This is a genomic window from Pseudomonas sp. MAFF 730105 (genome assembly GCF_055380705.1).
Genome location: NZ_AP018438.1, coordinates 2221898 through 2239357 on the forward strand (window position 1 = coordinate 2221898; position 17460 = coordinate 2239357).

Sequence of the window (17460 nt, forward strand, 5' to 3'; positions counted from 1 at the left end):
ACGCGAGCCCGATCGCACGATTGAATGCAACTGCAGCTCAGCGAGTTTTCACCTGGGACGATGCTTGCCTCAGATGCGCGGATTAACGCCCCTCCAGCAACTGCCCCGCCTGGTCCAACAGCGCCAACGGATCCTTGGTCTTGTGAATGTCCACCGACAACAACTGCCGAAACCGTCGCGCTCCTGGAAAACCAGTGCCCAGGCCCAACACATGACGGGTGATATGGTGCATCGCCCCACCAGCGGCCAGGTGATTGGCAATATAGGGTCGCAGTTGTGCCAGCGCCTCGGCCCGGGTGATGACCGGCGCGGTATTGCCGAACAGCTGTTGATCGACCTCGGCCAGCAGATAGGGGTTATGGTACGCCTCGCGTCCCAGCATCACGCCGTCGAAGGTCTGCAGATGCTCATGGCACGCCTCAAGTGTCTTGATCCCGCCGTTGAGCACGATTTCCAGCTCCGGAAAATCCGCCTTCAACCGCGCCACCACGTCATACCGCAAGGGTGGGATGTCGCGGTTCTCCTTCGGTGACAGCCCCTCCAGGATCGCGATCCGCGCATGCACGGTAAAACTCGTGCAACCGGCCTCGCGCACCGTGCCAACGAACTCGCACAGCTGCTCATAGCTGTCCCGCCCGTTGATCCCGATCCGATGCTTGACCGTCACCGGGATCGACACCGCATCACGCATCGCCTTCACACAATCGGCCACCAACCCCGGATGCCCCATCAGGCACGCACCGATCATGTTGTTCTGCACCCGATCGCTTGGACAGCCAACATTGAGGTTGACCTCGTCGTAGTCATGCTCCTGGGCCATCTTCGCGCAGGCGGCCAGATCCGCCGGGACACTGCCGCCCAACTGGAGCGCCAGGGGATGTTCGGTTTCGTGATGACGCAGGAAACGCTCATGGTCGCCGTTGAGCAGGGCGCCGGTGGTGACCATTTCGGTGTAGAGGAGCGCGTTTTTGGAGAGGATGCGCAGGAAGTAGCGGCAGTGGGCGTCTGTCCAGTCCATCATCGGCGCCACGCTGAAGCGACGGGACGGCCCTTTCCGGGATGACTCAATGATTACGGGGGCTTCAGGTTTTTCTAAGTTCATTGATACTGATCTTTTATACAGCGGTTTTTACCCATTTTTCCTTGTTTTTGCATGTCGGTTGCTACATTGTAGCAACCGGTCTCAGCAATGTAGCAACTGGATATGGGCACGATCACATCACGCAAGCGCAAGGACAATTCGACGGCCTATACGGCGCAGATACGGATTAATCGGGACGGGAAGACAGTTTATCAGGAAAGCCAAACCTTCGACCGTAAGCAGGTCGCTCAAGCATGGATCAAGCGTCGGGAGACGGAGCTGGCCGCACCAGGCGCCATTGAGCGCGCAAACCGAAAGGGCGTAACGGTCAAAAAGATGATCGATCAGTACCTGGACGAGTACGAGAAGATTCGGCCATTGGGGAGGACGAAGCGTGCCACCCTGACGGCGATCAAGGAGACGTGGCTTGGAGAGGTCGATGATTCGGCATTGAACAGTCAGAAGCTGGTGGAGTTTGCGCAGTGGCGTATGAGCAAGGAAGGAGGTGGAGTCCAGGCGCAGACGGTAGGGAATGATCTATCGCATTTGGGGGCGGTGTTATCAGTGGCACGGCCGGCCTGGGGATACGAGGTCGACCCGCTTGCGATGTCTGACGCGCGTAGGGTGTTGCGTAAGCTCGGTATGGTGACAAAAAGTAAGGAACGAGACCGCAGACCCACCCTGGACGAGCTAAACCAGTTAATGGAGTACTTCTTTGAAAGGGATGCGAGAGGTAATAGTTCTATTCCAATGCCGAAGATCATCGCTTTTGCGCTGTTCTCGACGCGACGGCAGGAGGAGATTACGCGGATCTATTGGGACGATCTAGATGAGTCACGGCAAGCCGTCTTGGTTCGGGATATGAAGAACCCTGGTCAGAAGATTGGCAATGATGTGTGGTGCCATTTACCAGACGAGGCCTGGGCGATCCTGCAGACAATGCCCAAGGGGAAGAAGGAAATTTTCCCCTACAACGGTAGGTCAATCTCGGCTGCGTTCACTCGTGCCTGTCCGATTTTGGGAATTGAGGATCTTCATTTTCATGACCTGCGGCATGAGGGGGTGAGTCGGCTTTTTGAAATGGACTGGGATATTCCTAGGGTATCGAGTGTTTCAGGCCATAGAGATTGGAATTCTTTGCGCCGTTATACACACCTGCGTGGCCGTGGAGACAAATATCAGGGCTGGAAGTGGCTGGTACAGGTTTCCGGTTCTACATCCTGCTGATGTTCATTTCTTTTATCTGCATTAGCTAGACAGAAAACATTAACGATAGTAGCTTTATGATATCGCGGAGCGAATCGCTTCGGTCCGCGTAGAGGGAGTGGCAATCGCGTTTATGTGAGATTTTTTTCATTTAAACATACCCCGATCATAGCGAAGAAAAAAGGATTTCACATGACGCAAAAGGCTAAGGCGAATAGTGATACATCAGGTAAAATTGGCAATGCTGATGAGACTAATGTAGCAAAGGGAAAAACTTGCTTTGTAATCATGCCGATAGCCGATATGGATGGTTATGAGGCTGGACATTTTTTACGGGTTTATGATCATCTAATCAGTCCGGCGTGTCAGAAGGCTGGGTATGAAGTTCATCGTGCTGATATTGTTGCTGCGAGTAATTATATCATAATTGATATTCTTAGAAAAATACTCGAAAGTGATATGGTTATTTGTGACTTGAGTGGTAGAAATCCCAATGTTTTATATGAGCTTGGTGTGCGTCAAGCGTTCAATTTGCCCACTGTATTGATCAAAGATACTAAAACGCCTAAAATTTTCGACATACAAGGTCTAAGATATACTGAATATAATCATAATTTACGTATCGATGAAGTGCAAAAAGAAAGGGATCGTATTCAGAAATCGATTACTGAAACGGCTGATAACCCTCATGATGTTAATTCGATGATTCAACTGTTAGGAGTAAAGCCTGCACCTCTTCCTCATAAAATTGAACTTTCCAATGAGACGAGTGTTATTCTAGAATCTCTAAAGGATATATCTTCTCGTATATCAGGTTTGGAGTCTGTGCGACCGTCCTCGGTCCCCAGTAATAAGCCTCGACGAATCACTCCCACACGGTTGGCTACTTTTCATTTTAATGATGAAGCTTTCACTGAAGGAGAAGTGTTGTTCGTAAAAGGTGAAGACATTGGTACGCTTGTCTCGGTAACGGATAATGAAGTGTTGGTGAGGAATGGTCCAAACTCTATCAAGAAATATTTATTCTCTGATCCAGAAACGTCTTTGATTACGGGCGTCCCATTCTAAAAATTGTGATGGTTAGTGGCCGGATGGTTTAAATTCCGGCCACTAATCATTAAGCAACTCGCCCCATGAGCTGATTCTGTTCCTTTGCCGCTTTTTCCCGTTGACGATCAATGTAATCCGCCAAATCCCTCAGATGTATACCTAAAGCCGCTTTTTGGCTCTCTGCCCCTAGACGAACGATCGGTATATCGATTTCACCTCTTAGTCTTTTTTGCTTAAATTTTTCAACTGTCAAGTTCATGTAGTCTTTGCATACTCGCTCAAGCGAGATTACTGCTTGTCCTTCATATTGAGCCATGAGCAAGAAAAGCGTATTCATGCTGCCTCCAGAAATTCGGATTTCTTCTCGCCCATGTTTGCTTCAATTAAGGCTTTCATCGGCCATGGAGAAACTGAATTACCCACCATCAGTACCTGGTCTTTCTTGCTGAACTTTCGGCCGTCATGGCCAATGTCAATAACGTAGTTGTCCGGGAAACCTTGGGCGCGGTAAAGCTCCCGAGGCGTCAGCATGCGCATGCCAATGTCGACTATGACGTATGGCGTGCTCTTTATCACCACGGTAACCAAGGCCAGTCGATCCCGTGTGGTGATCGTGGCGGCCGGGTCGCGCAGGTCGTAGATGTTGTCGGTGCCGTAGTACCCCATCAGGAAAGCGGCAACGCGCAGAGCGCCTTCCTCCACGTCTGGTGCGAGTGTGTACTCGAGCAGCGCGTGATGTTCAGCTCCGGCACAGATTGTTGAGATCGGCTCATCCATCGCGCTGCCCACGCAGTTTTTACGTAGGGTTAGCAGATTGGCGGTCACCAGTTTTTGCTGGCTGCCTGTTGTGGTTATTGCTGCAAGTGGTTGGTCTGGGTGCCGCCCCAGCGTTTCATTGAAGCCGCCGTTGTGCTGTGCGATGTACGCCACGGCGAGCGCGAAGTGTCCGCCCTTGACCTGTGCGCAGATGGTCCCCAGCGGTGCATCAGCGGCCATGGTTCGCTGGGATGTTGCGTTGGCGTGCTCTGTGAAGAAAGGCGCGACTTGTGGTGTCACCAGGGCGAAGCCATGCGCGCCTGTGATGGTTTTGGTTGGATCTTGCACGGACTGGCGTCGAGCGATGTCATTGCCCGAGTGATTGACGCTTACGATGAACGGGTCGGCATGATCGACCACATAGCGGCGGGCACCTTTGCGAACGCGCTCCATGGTTTTGCTTGCCAATGGACGGCGTACACCAGCGGCACGGCCTTCTTCTTTCGTCAGAAAGATACTTGGGCAGGGGATCGACCAATCGATGATGCTGGCAGCGTTACGCCAAGCTTTTTGACCCTTCGCGGGTTCTTTGAAGTGGGTCGGCTCCGGCCAATACAGTGGCTTGCCATCGCATCGAGCGACCATGTAAAGGCGTTCGCGTGTGGTAGCGGCGCCAAAATCACAGGCTTTGAGTTTTCCATGTAGGAAGTCATAGCCCATGTTCTTGAGGATCTGCAGGAAGCGGCGCCAGGTCTTGCCCTTACGTTTCGGATCAGGCACCAGGTATTGATCCTGCACTGGAACGCGCTCACCTGGAGCGGCCACGCTGCCGTCGCGGCGAATCACCCGGCCGGTGGCTTTGCATCGCTTAGCAATCAGAGGGCCCCATTGAAGAATCTGCCAAACGTTTTCCATTGTGATGAGGTCGGGCTTGACCTGCCCGGCCCATTTGACTGTGACCCACGACAGAGAGCGGCTGGCACTGCTGCGTGGTTGGCCTCCGGCGGCAAGGCTGTGGTGGGTGCATTCGGGACTTGCGTGTAGATGGGCGACGGGGCGCCCTCGTGTCGCCTTTCGAGGGCACACTTCATAGACGTCCGAGATGTAATGCTCCGCGCCTGGGTGGTTGCGCTGGTGCATGCTGATGGCTTTGGGGTTGTGGTTGATCGCGATATCGACGGCTTTACCCGTAGCCATTTCCTGGCCCATGGTTGCTCCGCCACCACCGGCAAACAGGTCGACGCGGATCTTACCCGTAAGGTTGAGGCCGAATTGGGTGATGACGGCAGTGGTGATCGGCGTTTGGGGAAAGGCAGTCATACGCGGCCTCCTTGCTTATATCCCTCGACAGGCTGCGCGAGCGGGCGATTCTGAGCGATCAGCGTTGCTTCAGGGGACGCTGCCCCGCGCAGCTTTTCGTGGGGTATAAGTGCCTCGGCAGTGGCGCGCAGAGGATCAATAATGCCTGCTGCTGCGCAGCAGAGACTGTTTTTAACAGGCGCGTCGACCCTGCTAGCGTTGCGCAGCAAAGCGGCCTGGGATTGAGTGTTGTTCTGTACATGCTTCATGCCGCTTTCCTCCGATGTTCGATGGCGAGTTGGTCCATCAGGCGCTGGTGGTAGGTGAGCCGGGCTTCGGTGGGGGACCATGGCCGGATGCGTTCGGCTGCGGGTTCAACGCCGACAAGGCAATCCCAGGTGACCGGGTCGGGAGGCATAAGGTCGCGGCGTTCGGTGGCTAGGGCGATCAGGTCGGCTTGGCGCACGCTTGCGGGAAGATCGATCTCCATGCCAAAGCGCTCGCAAACGCGCCCCCATATGACGTCCTCGAAGCCACGGTAATAAGGCATCCACTCCTTGAGTGGCTGGGTCATGTCGCCCAGGTACGCCTCAGTGGCGTCGTGGAGGAGGGCGGCGAGCTTGTGCTCGGCCGGCACCAGATCCGCAACCAAGCAACTATGCTGTGCAACGCTGTAGTACTCGCGTGTGTGGCCGTTGAAGCGGCACAGGTGAGCCAGCGAGTGAGCAATATCCCGTGGGTCGATCATGCCGGCGTCCGGCTCGAACAGGTCAAAGCGTTTGCCGGTATGCGTGAGGATCCAGTTCATGCTGCCTCCTTGACCAAATCAGCGAGCAGTAGGGCGTTCTGGGTGTCCTTGTGCAACTTGTGCAGGGCGTCGTAGCCGACCAGCAGCGACAGTTGCCGGTCGAACTCTTTGCAGAATCGAGTCACTTCGCGCAGTTCGGCGGTAGCTTTGGCGTGTCGCTGGTGCAGCACGCCAGCGTCTTGAGGTGAGAGGCGTAGCATCGGGCTATGACGGCTCATGCTGCGTCCTCCACTTTGGCCTGATCCAGCAGAGCGGCCATGGCCAGTGCTTTCTCGCGCAGGTCGAGCGCCTGCTGTGCCTGTGCCTTCGAACTCATGGCGCGGAAGGTGTCAGAGGCCAGCCTCAGTTTTTCGGCGATCTGCATAAGCGTTTGGCGCTCTTGAGGACCGAAGGCTTGGCTTTCCCTCTGCCGCTTCGCATGGGCTGCGAGGTGCTTGTGATCGGCACGGATGAACTGGAGGGATGCCTCGAGTTCGCGGATGGTCTTGGCGTTGGAAGCTCGTTCGTCGCTCGTGCCCTCTTCGATACCTTCAACGCGGCCGTCAATAAGCCCTCCTCGGTAGCCGGTCCAGTAGATGAGGGCCGCGCCGATTATCAGGCCGATCAATGCGCAGATTTGAATTGCAGTCATGTGGTGTGCTCCTGGTGGGTGGCTGGTGGTGGCAGCCGTTACGGTTAGGCTTCTTCGGTTGCGTCGGCCTGGGCCTTCGCGTGGACTTCGTCGGCCTTGTAGGCCTGAATGTCGATCAGTGCCGCGACGTGGCGGATATGCGCGTACTTCGGTGCCTTGCGGCTGCTGTCCAGCGTGGTCACGGGCAGTTGAATGCGGCCGCTGGTGATTTCGGCAGCAAATGACTGCTCATTGAGGTTGCGGAAGTACTGCACGCGCAGCTTTTCGAGGGGGATAAGAACGTCGCCGAAGGTGCGATACAGCAGCTCGACGGTGGCCGTCTCCGGTGCTGGCATCAGGCGCAGCGGGTTTTGAGGCTGGCTAGTCATGAGGCTTTGAGCTCTCCATGCGTTTGTTTCGGGCCGGGTGATTCCAGGCATTCAGGCAATGGCGTTTGGTCAGCTCGCGCAGGTGCTCCGGCACCTCAAGGAGCGCGGCGTTGCGCTCCTTTCGGGTGCGTAGTGCTATGATCTGGCGGGCGTATTCCCTAGGCCACGTCACGGTTGTCTGCCGGAATGGCAGGAAGGTCGAGGCCCAGTTGCTCGGCTAGCCAGCGGATGCCGGCCTGTCGAACCCGCGTCGATTGGCTGTACTGCATGCCCGCCGTTTCGTGGTACCAGTTGCTGTCCTTGACGCGCAGATACTCACGATCCCGAACTGGGAACGCCGGCAGATTGCGGTCGGTGAGCAAGCCTTTCTCGCGCATGAGCTTAATGAGGGCAGGGCGGGTCAGGCCGAAGTACTTGGCGGTCTTTTCGAGATTGCGCTCCATATCCATCCTCCTAAGCGGCATACGCAGCAGGCGTCGCCTGCATAGCCAGGTGATTGATGGACTCGCACATCTGTTCGTAAAGCTCTTCGTCGAGGCCGTATATGGTGAAGCACTTGGTTCGAGGGCTTTTAACGCCGATGCTCATGACTACGGTGATGCCTTGGCGTGTACGGGTCCGGTGCACGGCGACTCGAATCGGTAGTTCAAAGCCCAGGTCCAAGTCGATGAAGCCTCCCTTGCAAACAAGTCTGAAGACTTGTTTTCGCTGCTGGGAGTTGAAGACGCCGTACTCTCGTTCTGCATGCCGGTGCGGGCGCGGTTCGCCATTTGAATCAAAAGGGCCGTTCACGATCTCCTCAATGAAGTCGGCCAACATCAAATGACTTTTCTTCGAATTGGGCAGTGTCAGCGTGTGACGCTCTGATCCAAGCTCAACGGTGAAGGTGCTGTCGGTATTGTTGCGTTCAATCTTCAATCGGAACGCCAGCACATCGCGCCGAGGTGCCGACCGTAAGGTGTGGTTGAAAGTCCCGCTCAGGTTCACCTGGGCACTGAGCAGAGTCAGCGTCCGGTTGTCGATTTTGTATTTGCTCATGCTGCCCGGCCTCCATCGTTTGGGTCGAAGGAGGTCGGTGCGGTACGCGATTGTGGTTTGGGTTTAGACGGGATGAAGGCGCAGCCGTGGCTGCGTGCCAAGCGCCTTATTTCGAAGATGCGGGATGGATCGGCAACGGCCGGATGGACGTGTAGGGATGCAGTGGTGTGCATGGTTTTGCCTCGCTCTGTGGTGGAAGAGTGAGGCAATAATTAACCTTTGAGGTTATCATGTCAACGTGAAAATACCTTCCAGATTGATTTTTGGATGTGGCCTTTTTTCCTTACACCCACGTCCTCCTGGATGTCCTTCCATGCCAGCTCTAGCACCTCATTAGCTTTTTGGTTGAGCTCATGAATGACTTGATTTATCTTTTCTGGACTATCTTTAACGGTGCTTATAGTTTCTTCCATGAGTCTGGTTAGTTCTTTAGAGTACTCTTTTGTAGAGTCCAACATTAACTCTATGGTTGCCTGAGATCGAAGGATTTCGCCGTAAAGTTCGTAATGTGTCTGCTCGCTATCTTGTCTATGTTTTCTTCTGATGTTGGCGTGAAATAAAAATACTTTTGATATGAATTGAGCGAGATTTGAGCGCAGGTCAGCCTGCCAAGTATGTCGAAAATTTGCTAAGCTAGATCTGATTTGATTTTTTTGGCTGTTGTAAGCAAACCATGCAATAGCTACTCCTACCGCGAAAGTTGCCAATACCGAAGGCCAGTCGGTGTCTGATTCGAGTTTTATAGTTAATCTTTGATTTTCAGCCAAACTAATAGTCTGGGCACTTGTGATCTTTTCGGGTTGCGGAAAATTGTTGTTTATTACAATTGATGTTTTCTGATCTTTGTTCGTTGCATCACCACTTTGAATCGGTGATGCGCACTCCTGAGGGGCTGTGCTTATTGGCTTGGGTTTGGCAGCCTTGAGCGGCCGTGCACATCCATCCATGGTTTCACCTTAAAGGAGGGCAATATAAAGAAATAGAAGGTTAAAGGTCCGATATCTTCCAGCGCGCTCTTCCGCAAATAATCCACTCTTCAGTCATTCGTATTATTCTTTCTGGCCAGTCAGGGTTAACTGCGTAGAGATATAATTCCCCGCCTTCTTGTTTTAGCTGCTTCAAAGTAGTCGCTTCGTCACTACTTCTCTTTGCGGCTACATAATGGCCGGGGAGTGCCTCTAGTGATGGATCAATTACTATCTTGTCTCCTTCAATAAACTTAGGCTCCATGCTTATGCCTTCAACTCGAAGGATAAAAGCACGAGGTCCTACTGGCCCTGGAGCATCAATCCACTCCTCGGCGTCTCTTGGATCGAAGCTCACGTATTGCTCGCACCAGACTCCCGCAGCTATCGAACCCATAACCGGTAGCTTACGTCCTGTGTGGCTTAGCACTGTTGCGTTATGAGATTCCCCCATCCCATACGGCATATCAAGATATCCATCATGAAGATGTAATGCTTTCTCTATTTCTCGAGCAATTTGGTCGCCAATACCCTTTGTAGGGTTCTTGCCTCCGAAGGCGCTAACCTGGGCGGGAGCCTTCCCCATAAGCTCAGCGATATCTGTCAACCGGAGCTTTTGCTCTGACATGACCCTGCGGAAATTCTGAAGACGAGTATCGGAAATTTTCATTCGTCGATTCTGGCCGGATTAACCTTGAAGGTGAATGTCCTATCAGGTATTGAAAAAAATAACCTCATGGGTTATTTTTTTGGTTCGGAGGTGACCCTATGACATTACGTGACTACATTGATGGACTCGATTCGAAGGGGCTTGAGGCCTACGCAGCTCGCTGTGGAATAGCCATCAGCTACCTTCGCCTTCACATCAAGTACGCGAGTAAGGATCCTAGCGTTTCGCTGATTAAGGCATTGTCCAAAGAAAGCGAAGGCTGTGTGTCGCTGGCTGAAGTTCTGGAGCATTTCGGTATCGTCGAGAATCCTCTTCGTACCAAAGCAGCGTGACTAGAAAAAAGGCGACCCAAAGGTCGCCCAGTTCCTCCCGGCACGCACCACCACAGCGCTGCCGGGTCGCGACGAAGAGGGGCGAGCACACCACATGCTAAACCGCCTCCCTTTACCGCGCTTTCCAAGGCTCGGAAGCCTTGGTGTTGCTGCCTTTTCCACCACAGATTGGGCAGCTGTTGCGCCAGAGGTGAGCAACGGATTGTTCGCCCCGGCACGGTGCCGGTGTTGATCCCAAAGATCTAGCCGGCGTTTGGGCCCTTTCAAGCCACGCGGCAAATGTATCACCACTGCATGTCGCGCGGCACTGGCAACTTTCAAGGATTAATGCCATGAGCCGAATCGCTCTGAGTTGCGTCGAACGAGCACAGCGGGAAATCCTGCCGCTCGATTTGGCGCTTTACCATGCTGCACGGGATTACCCAGGCGGCGCCGCTGCAATTGCCGCCACTACCGGCCGTAACCCCACCACGCTACAGCACAAGCTTTCACCCACGCACCCCAGCCACTCGGTGAATATCCAAGAGTTTGGCGAGATCCTCGAGCTGACAAAGGACAGGCGCATCTTGGACGCGGTGCATGCCCTGGTTGGCGATACGATCTGGCATGAACTATCGGAGGTGTACACCAGTGACATGCCGGAAACCCTGACCGTCGGGCTCGCTGAGTATTTCCGGCAGGTGGCAGATCTGGCCGACACCTGGGCCAAGAGCATCGGGGACGGGGTGGTCAGCGACCATGAACTGGCCGCGATACGCCTGCAGGTGTTTCGAGGTATCCAGGGGCTACTAGGACTGTTCAACCGCGCCACATACGTCAACCAGACAACGCGGGGTGACAGCCGTGGCTGATATCGCTGATTTTGCCAACGACCTGGTACAGGAACGCATCGATCAGGCACTTGCTGCTCGTAACGCATTCAAGCCGAAGTTGCCCGGACATTCCTTGTTGTTCTGTGACGGCTGCGGCAGCGCTATTCCTGAAGCGCGCCGTCTGGCTTTGCAGGGCTGCACTCATTGTGTGACGTGCCAGTCCTTCAATGAGTTGCGGGAGGCTCGGTATGCTCGATGACGTGCTGAATCAATTTGCTGACTTTGGTATGGAGCCAGCGCGGCCGCTGGTTTACGGCGAGCTGACTCGATGCAAGACCGCCCAGGACAAAGGCAAAGAGAAAAACGGCTGGTACGTTCTACATGAGCACCGCACCAAGAAGGGCGAAACCCTGATCTTCGGTGCGTTCGGCGACTGGCGTACAGGTGAAACGCAAAAGATCAAGGTAAAGCCCGGGCGGATGACGCCTGAAGAGCGTGAAGTCATGCGTGCTCGTCAGGAGGAGGCCAAGCGCAAGGCCGCCGAGAAGGCTGCCAACGCTGCCCGTCGAGCGGCTAACCGTGCTGCTGGTTTATTCAAGCGGATGCCCGAGAAAGGCCGTAGCGCTTACCTGGATCGAAAGCAGATCGTGGGCCTGGGCGTTCGTTATGCTCCGCGCTCCGGCGCGGTTTTGGTGCCCATGCAAAACGCTCGGGACCAGATCGTCGGGCTGCAAGTGATATTCCCCGAGAAGCAAGAGAAAACCGGCCGGGACAAGTCTTATTGGCCCTACGGTATGTCGAAGGAGGGGGCTTTTCTTCTGATCGGTCCGCACCCGGAGCCGGGTGAGTCGGTACTCGAATGTGAGGGGTACGCCACCGGCATTAGTCTGCATATGGCGACCTCTCTCACGGTTGCGGTGGCCTTTGATGCGGGCAATTTGCTGGCTGTCGCCAAGATCATGCGCGAGCGTTTTCCAGGGCGCCCGATCATCATCTGTCGTGACGATGACTGGAAGACCAAGCGCCCGAATGGCGATCCCTGGAACCCAGGTGAAGAGAAGGCCAATAACGCGGCTACGGTTGTGGGTGGTCAGGTTGTCGGCCCGATCTTTTCGAGTGAGCGGGAGGAGAAGTGGACCGACTTCAACGACCTTCATTGTGCCGAAGGTTTGGAGGCGGTGCGTCGGCAGGTGCTGGCGGTGGTCAAGCCTCCTGCAGCGGGTGGCTGGAAAGACCGGTTGGCCCGGACCGAAAACGGCATGTTGATCGCCCACATGCAAAACGTAGAGCTGATCCTGAGCAACGACGAGCGCTGGGCCGGTGTGATCGGCTTCAGTGCTTTCAGCTCCAAGATCGTTAAGTTGCGTGCTGCCCCGTATGGCGGTGGCGTCGGTGATTGGGCTGACATCGATGACATGCTGGTGATGAAGTGGCTCGCCCAGCAGTACAACTTGCGGGTCAAGGCCAGCAGCGTGATCGAGGCGGTCAGTGTGGTTGCACATGACAACGCCTTTCATCCTGTGCGCAACTACCTCAACGGCCTGGAGTGGGATCGGGTCCCACGGCTTGATACCTGGTTGACAGACATCATGGGCGTTGCCCCTTCGGATTACAGCTCCAAGGTCGGTAAGCGCTGGATGGTGTCTGCGGTCGGCCGGGTGATGCAGCCGGGCTGTAAGGCAGACTCGGTGATGATTCTCGAAGGCGCGCAGGGCGCTGGTAAATCCACGGCCATGTCGGTGTTGGGTGGTGACTGGTTTATGGATACCCCCTTCGCCCTGGGTGACAAGGATGGCTTCCAGGCCATACGTGGCAAATGGATCGTCGAGCTGGGAGAGTTGGACAGCTTCAACAAGGCTGAGTCCACCAAGGCGAAGCAGTTCTTCTCCGCCTCAACCGACACCTACCGGGAAAGCTATGGCCGCAGAACGATGGACGTGCCACGCCAGTGTGTTTTCGTGGGTACGACGAACCAGGACGAATACCTAAAGGACGCCACAGGCAACCGGCGTTATTGGCCGGTCGCTTGTACCAAAGTGGACCTGGAGCAACTGCGCGAGATCCGCGACCAACTGTGGGCCGAGGCGATGTTTTGCTATCAGTCCGGCGATATCTGGTGGGTCAATCGGGAGGAGGCGCCGTTGTTCGCCGAGGCCCAGGAAGAGCGCTTTGTGGTGGATGAGTGGGAAGGCCCCATCCTGGCTTGGCTCGAGGATTCCCAGCTTGGCGAGACGGCAACCGGCACCGACATTCTGCTGGGCGCTTTGAAGTTGGACTACGGACATTGGGGCAAACCTGAGCAGATGCGCGTTGGAGCGATCATGCATCGGTTGGGTTGGCGCAAGGTCCGGCTACCCGCGTTGCCTAAGAGCGGCATCCGGCCCTGGGGATACAAGAAGCCACAAGATTGGGGCAGGACATCGAACCTGAAAGTGCAGCCGGTCGAGGAGCCATGCTTCGATGATTAAAGAGATCGATGTACGTCTCCGCAAATGGGCCGAGGAGCTTCACAGCGACCTCCGTGCCGGTGGCCTCGCCGGCGGGAACATGGTTGCCATGATGATGGAGAGCAACGGGCAACTGATTCGAGGCCGACGGGCATTCCGTGCGCCCCTGGAGGGTTCGCTGGATATCGAGCTGATTGTGACCAAACATCTCGAACCTCTGCATGCGCAGATCGTTCGGGAGCATTACTGCAACCTCGACACGGACATGCGCTTGAAGTATGCCCACTGCGGTTGCGGACGTGACACCTATTACCAGCGTCTGCATGACGCGCACCTGTGCATCTATTGGCTGCTGATGGGGATCGCTGCTTGATCCTGTCTGCCTCCGAGGATGTCCTACCGGCTCGCCTTGTCCCACTGCTCTTTGATGCAGTTGGACTAGCGCGGGCCGCGTTGTTGTTGGCCTGTCCTACCGTCCAACCTTTCCGCACATCCCGCCCAAGTGTGAGCGTAGCGGGAGCGTATACGCGCCCATGGCGCGCATGCGTGCTCTTAGCTTTTTCTCTTTACGTGAGAGAAGAGAAAATAAGGTAGGACAGTGGGGCAGGCCCCGATTTTAGGCGCCTGTAGCTGTCCCACTTCGACCAAGGATAGTGGGACAGGCAGGACAGCGCCGCAGGCGCTGGAAGCCGAAATAAAGATATTCGCCGACATTGCCTAGGCGTTCACCAGACATTCACCGGGTGGCATTAAAACGGGGTTGCTGCCACCGGAATCGACCTGTAAAAAGTACTCATCTTCGATAGGTGCGACCGCATAAAGCGGCCGACACCACACACCAAACCCGGCCTCTGAGCCGGGTTTTTGCGTTTAAGGGGCGGGGCAATGACGAACGAGCAGCAAGCGCTGGCAGAGATGCCGATCTGGTTAGTGATTCTTTTGGCTCTGGTCGGCGGCGTGTCGGGGGAGATGTGGCGAGCCGACAAAGATGGGGCGCGGGGATGGGTGTTGTTGAGGCGCTTGGCGCTGCGGTCCGGGGCCTGCGTTGTCTGCGGGGTGTCAGCGATGATGCTGATGATTGCCGCCGGCATGTCACTCTGGACGGCAGGGAGCTTGGGGAGCATCACGGCGATGGCCGGTGCCGATGTAGCCATCGGGCTTTACGAACGCTGGGCCGCCAAGCGGCTCGGTGTAACAGAGGCACCGCCGACTGGCGGTGGGCAGGGGTGATTTTGGCGCCGGGGACCCTGGGAACATTCAGGGGACACGGGGTCGCAAACCCGCGGGAAAGCGTTAGCGGCAGGGTTGCCAGCTTACTGAAATTCAACCCGTTGAAATTGAAAGGTCTGCATTGAAAAGCCGTTGAAGGGAGGGCTCATGACAGAACCACAGTACCTGTCGAAGAGCGCCTTCGCGGCCCGGATCGGCAGGGCACCGAGTTACATCACCTGGTTGAAAAACAACAACCGGCTGGTGCTCAGTGCCGACGGCAAACAAGTCGATATTCAGGCCAGCGAAGCGTTGATTCGCGACACTGCCGACCCGAGCAAAGCCGCCGTCGCCGAGCGTCACCAGCAGGACCGGATCCAGCGTGACGTGTACGGCCAGCTTTCAACCTCGGTTGAGCCGACTTGCACGGCTGCGCCGCCGCCCGCGAACACCCCTGCGGGGCAGCTCCCTGACTTCCAGAAAGCCCGCGCTCTGCGCGAGCACAACTTGGCCCAGCTCGCGGAAATCGAGCTGCACAAAGCCAAGGGATCGCTAGTCGCATTACCCGCTGTGAAATTGGGTGCCTACAACGCTGGCCGCCTCCTGCGCGATCAGCTGTTCGGCATGCCGCCACAGCTGGCGCCGGAGCTGGCGGTGATGACCGACCCCTGGGAAATCGAAAAGCACCTGATATCGGCCTTGCGCCGCACGCTGGAGGACGCGGAGCGCCTGTCCTCGGCGGACCTTGAACACGCCCTGAACACGAGTTGAGCCTATGCCCACGGAAATTCCTGACGGTGCAGAGGTGTACCGCGAGGCGTATTTCCGTGGGCTGCGTCCCGACCCGGATGTCTGGATCGATGTATGGGCCGACGAATACATGCGCATCCCGCGTGATACCGGCGCCGCCGAGCCCGGCCAGTACCGCACGTCGCGCACGCCGTATGCCCGCGAACCCATGCGTTGCTTGTCACCGGCTCACCCCTGCAAGCGCGTGGTGACTATGGTCGCCTCGCAGTTGATGAAAACCCAGATCGCCTTGAACTGGATCGGCGGCCTGATCCACATGGCGCCGTCGAACATCCTGACGTTGCTGCCGAGCCTGGGCTTGGCGAAGCGGGTCTCCTCACGGATAGGCAAGACCATCAAGGCTACGCCTGTCCTGCGCGAACGAGTGGCCTCCAGCCGCTCGCGAGACTCACGCAACACCATGGACACCAAGGAGTTCGAAGGCGGTTCGCTGTACGTCACCACAGCCGGCTCTGCGGCCAACCTTTCGGAGCTGTCGGCGCGCTACGTTTACGGCGATGAAATCGACCGATGGGAAGTGGACATCGGCGAGGAGGGTGACCCCATCGAGCTGGCGGAAACGCGGGGCAGTACGTTCGGTCGCAATGCGAAGTTCTACTTCTCCAGCTCGCCAACCATCAAGGGTGCCTCGCGGATCTCCGACCTTTTCGAGGGCAGCGACCAGCGTCACTACTACGTGCCGTGCCCCACCTGCGGCCACATGCAAACCTTGGAATGGGAACGGTTGCACTACTCGCGGGACTTCAGCGTGGTGCACTACCAGTGCGCCGGCCCTGATTGTGACGTGCTGATCGAGGAGTACCACAAGGCCGAAATGCTCGCCAAAGGCGAATGGCGCGCCCATGCCGAGGGTGACGGCGAGACGGTGGGGTTTACCCTCAACGCCTTGTATTCACCGCTTGGCTGGATGGACTGGAAGTCCCTCGCCAAGCAGTTCGAGAAGGCCAAAAAAGCCCAGGCCAAGGGCGACCTTGAACCTATGCAGGTGTTCTACAACACCCGTTTGGCGAAGGTCTGGGACAGCGCCCAGGAGCAAACCAAGGCCGATACCCTGATGCACCGGGCACGCCTGGAAAATTTCACCCTCGGCTCGATGCCGGCCGGCGTGCTGATGATCACCGGCGCCGTTGACGTCCAGGCCAACCGCCTTGAGTTCATGGCGATGGGCTGGGGCGTCGGCATGGAGCGCTGGGTCATTGACTACCAGATCGTCTCGGGCGACCCGGCAGATGATCGCACCTGGGCAGCGCTGGATGAATTGCTCAAGGCCAAGTACCGACATCCGTGCGGTGTTGGCCTGGGCATTCTGGCAACGGCTGTCGACTCCGGCGGTCATCACACCGACGAGGTCTACCAGTTCTGCCGTGTGCGCCGCTGGCGAAACGTGTTCGCCATCAAGGGCGCGAGCAGGCCCGGCAAGCCGGTCATTGCCCAGCGGCCGTCGATGGTGGATGTGACCTGGAAAGGCCAGACCGAACGCAACGGTGCCGAGCTGTGGTTTGTCGGTACCGACACGGCGAAAGACTGGATCTACAACCGCTACCCATTCGAGTCCGGCCCGGGCGCGCTGCACTTTGCCAGCGACCTGCCGGACGACTTCTTCGCGCAGTGCGTAGCTGAACGTAAGGTCGCCCGTTACGTGCGGGGTCACAAGCGCATTGAATGGGTCAAGGGCAAGGCCGAGCGCAACGAAGCCCTCGACCTAATGGTGTACTGCCTTGCCATGGCGCATTACCTGGGCATCAACCGCTACAAGGAACATGACTGGGAGCGGGTCCGTCAGGCCCTCGCGCAGTCTGGGTTGTTCGATGACGCGCTGGGGATCAAGCCCGTGCAGGGTGAACGAGTCACTCAGCCGGTTCCGGCGGCCATGCCACAACCAGCACCACAACCTGTCGCTCAAGTGGCTCAACCACGACCCGCTGCACCACCCCCTCAACGCCGCAGCTCCACCAGCGGCTATCTGAAGAGACGCTGA

22 protein-coding genes are annotated in these 17460 nt (G+C 56.6%); 10 read left to right on the plus strand and 12 right to left on the minus strand.

Annotated features, from left to right (window positions below; translation table 11 throughout):
- Positions 1–82 precede the first annotated feature (82 nt).
- The gene (gene dusA, locus PCOSP_RS09905) at positions 83–1102 is read right to left on the minus strand and encodes a tRNA dihydrouridine(20/20a) synthase DusA (RefSeq protein WP_464710963.1); all 1020 of its coding nucleotides are present in this window, start codon (positions 1100–1102) and stop codon (positions 83–85) included.
- Between the two features lie 102 nt (positions 1103–1204).
- Between dusA and PCOSP_RS09910 the strand changes: the two genes are divergently transcribed.
- Both PCOSP_RS09910 and PCOSP_RS09915 read left to right on the plus strand, forming a co-directional pair.
- A complete protein-coding gene (locus PCOSP_RS09910; protein WP_464710964.1) occupies positions 1205–2308 on the plus strand; it encodes a site-specific integrase in 1104 nt (367 codons plus the stop codon).
- A 171-nt stretch (positions 2309–2479) separates the two neighbouring features.
- Positions 2480–3355, plus strand: a complete 876-nt coding sequence (locus PCOSP_RS09915) for a hypothetical protein (protein WP_464710966.1) — start codon at positions 2480–2482, stop codon at positions 3353–3355.
- Positions 3356–3404: 49 nt separating this feature from the next.
- On the opposite strand, the gene PCOSP_RS09920 is transcribed toward PCOSP_RS09915, so the two are convergent.
- From PCOSP_RS09920 to PCOSP_RS09970, 11 genes are all read right to left on the minus strand, one after another.
- Positions 3405–3674 (minus strand): pyocin activator PrtN family protein, encoded by a 270-nt coding sequence (locus tag PCOSP_RS09920; RefSeq protein ID WP_464710967.1) that lies wholly within the window; start codon positions 3672–3674, stop codon positions 3405–3407.
- Entirely contained in the window at positions 3671–5413 is a 1743-nt protein-coding gene (locus PCOSP_RS09925; RefSeq protein WP_464710968.1) for a DNA cytosine methyltransferase, read from the minus strand. The genes PCOSP_RS09920 and PCOSP_RS09925 overlap by 4 nt, the downstream gene beginning before the upstream one ends.
- Entirely contained in the window at positions 5410–5661 is a 252-nt protein-coding gene (locus tag PCOSP_RS09930; RefSeq protein ID WP_464710969.1) for a hypothetical protein, read from the minus strand. The genes PCOSP_RS09925 and PCOSP_RS09930 overlap by 4 nt, the downstream gene beginning before the upstream one ends.
- Positions 5658–6200 carry a phosphohydrolase gene (locus PCOSP_RS09935; protein ID WP_464710971.1) on the minus strand — a complete coding sequence of 181 codons (543 nt, stop codon included), beginning with the start codon at positions 6198–6200 and terminating at the stop codon, positions 5658–5660. The genes PCOSP_RS09930 and PCOSP_RS09935 overlap by 4 nt, the downstream gene beginning before the upstream one ends.
- Entirely contained in the window at positions 6197–6418 is a 222-nt protein-coding gene (locus tag PCOSP_RS09940) for a hypothetical protein (RefSeq protein WP_464710973.1), read from the minus strand. Before PCOSP_RS09940 ends, PCOSP_RS09935 begins: the two co-directional genes overlap by 4 nt.
- Positions 6415–6831 carry a hypothetical protein gene (locus PCOSP_RS09945; RefSeq protein ID WP_464710975.1) on the minus strand — a complete coding sequence of 139 codons (417 nt, stop codon included), beginning with the start codon at positions 6829–6831 and terminating at the stop codon, positions 6415–6417. The genes PCOSP_RS09940 and PCOSP_RS09945 overlap by 4 nt, the downstream gene beginning before the upstream one ends.
- A gap of 44 nt (positions 6832–6875) precedes the next feature.
- Positions 6876–7199 carry a pyocin activator PrtN family protein gene (locus tag PCOSP_RS09950; RefSeq protein WP_310365498.1) on the minus strand — a complete coding sequence of 108 codons (324 nt, stop codon included), beginning with the start codon at positions 7197–7199 and terminating at the stop codon, positions 6876–6878.
- A gap of 158 nt (positions 7200–7357) precedes the next feature.
- Entirely contained in the window at positions 7358–7642 is a 285-nt protein-coding gene (locus PCOSP_RS09955) for a phage antirepressor KilAC domain-containing protein (protein ID WP_432780240.1), read from the minus strand.
- 10 nt (positions 7643–7652) lie between these two features.
- Positions 7653–8237 carry a hypothetical protein gene (locus PCOSP_RS09960; RefSeq protein WP_464710978.1) on the minus strand — a complete coding sequence of 195 codons (585 nt, stop codon included), beginning with the start codon at positions 8235–8237 and terminating at the stop codon, positions 7653–7655.
- A 233-nt stretch (positions 8238–8470) separates the two neighbouring features.
- Entirely contained in the window at positions 8471–9184 is a 714-nt protein-coding gene (locus PCOSP_RS09965; RefSeq protein ID WP_464710979.1) for a hypothetical protein, read from the minus strand.
- Between the two features lie 40 nt (positions 9185–9224).
- The gene (locus PCOSP_RS09970; RefSeq protein WP_464710981.1) at positions 9225–9872 is read right to left on the minus strand and encodes a LexA family protein; all 648 of its coding nucleotides are present in this window, start codon (positions 9870–9872) and stop codon (positions 9225–9227) included.
- Positions 9873–9970: 98 nt separating this feature from the next.
- Between PCOSP_RS09970 and PCOSP_RS09975 the strand changes: the two genes are divergently transcribed.
- From PCOSP_RS09975 to PCOSP_RS10010, 8 genes are all read left to right on the plus strand, one after another.
- Positions 9971–10204, plus strand: a complete 234-nt coding sequence (locus tag PCOSP_RS09975; RefSeq protein ID WP_464710983.1) for a hypothetical protein — start codon at positions 9971–9973, stop codon at positions 10202–10204.
- Between the two features lie 332 nt (positions 10205–10536).
- Positions 10537–11055: a phage regulatory CII family protein gene (locus tag PCOSP_RS09980; protein WP_464710985.1), complete on the plus strand. Its 519-nt coding sequence runs from the start codon at positions 10537–10539 to the stop codon at positions 11053–11055.
- Positions 11048–11275: a TraR/DksA family transcriptional regulator gene (locus PCOSP_RS09985; RefSeq protein ID WP_464710987.1), complete on the plus strand. Its 228-nt coding sequence runs from the start codon at positions 11048–11050 to the stop codon at positions 11273–11275. Before PCOSP_RS09980 ends, PCOSP_RS09985 begins: the two co-directional genes overlap by 8 nt.
- A complete protein-coding gene (locus tag PCOSP_RS09990) occupies positions 11265–13484 on the plus strand; it encodes a VapE domain-containing protein (RefSeq protein ID WP_464710989.1) in 2220 nt (739 codons plus the stop codon). Before PCOSP_RS09985 ends, PCOSP_RS09990 begins: the two co-directional genes overlap by 11 nt.
- Positions 13477–13836, plus strand: coding sequence for a PA0613 family protein (locus PCOSP_RS09995; RefSeq protein WP_464710991.1), 360 nt, complete (start codon positions 13477–13479; stop codon positions 13834–13836). The genes PCOSP_RS09990 and PCOSP_RS09995 overlap by 8 nt, the downstream gene beginning before the upstream one ends.
- 512 nt (positions 13837–14348) lie before the next feature.
- On the plus strand, positions 14349–14693 hold the full coding sequence (locus PCOSP_RS10000; RefSeq protein ID WP_265086502.1) for a phage holin family protein: 345 nt from the start codon (positions 14349–14351) through the stop codon (positions 14691–14693).
- A 147-nt stretch (positions 14694–14840) separates the two neighbouring features.
- Positions 14841–15443 carry a terminase small subunit gene (locus PCOSP_RS10005; RefSeq protein ID WP_464710993.1) on the plus strand — a complete coding sequence of 201 codons (603 nt, stop codon included), beginning with the start codon at positions 14841–14843 and terminating at the stop codon, positions 15441–15443.
- Positions 15444–15447: 4 nt separating this feature from the next.
- Entirely contained in the window at positions 15448–17460 is a 2013-nt protein-coding gene (locus PCOSP_RS10010) for a phage terminase large subunit family protein (protein ID WP_464710995.1), read from the plus strand.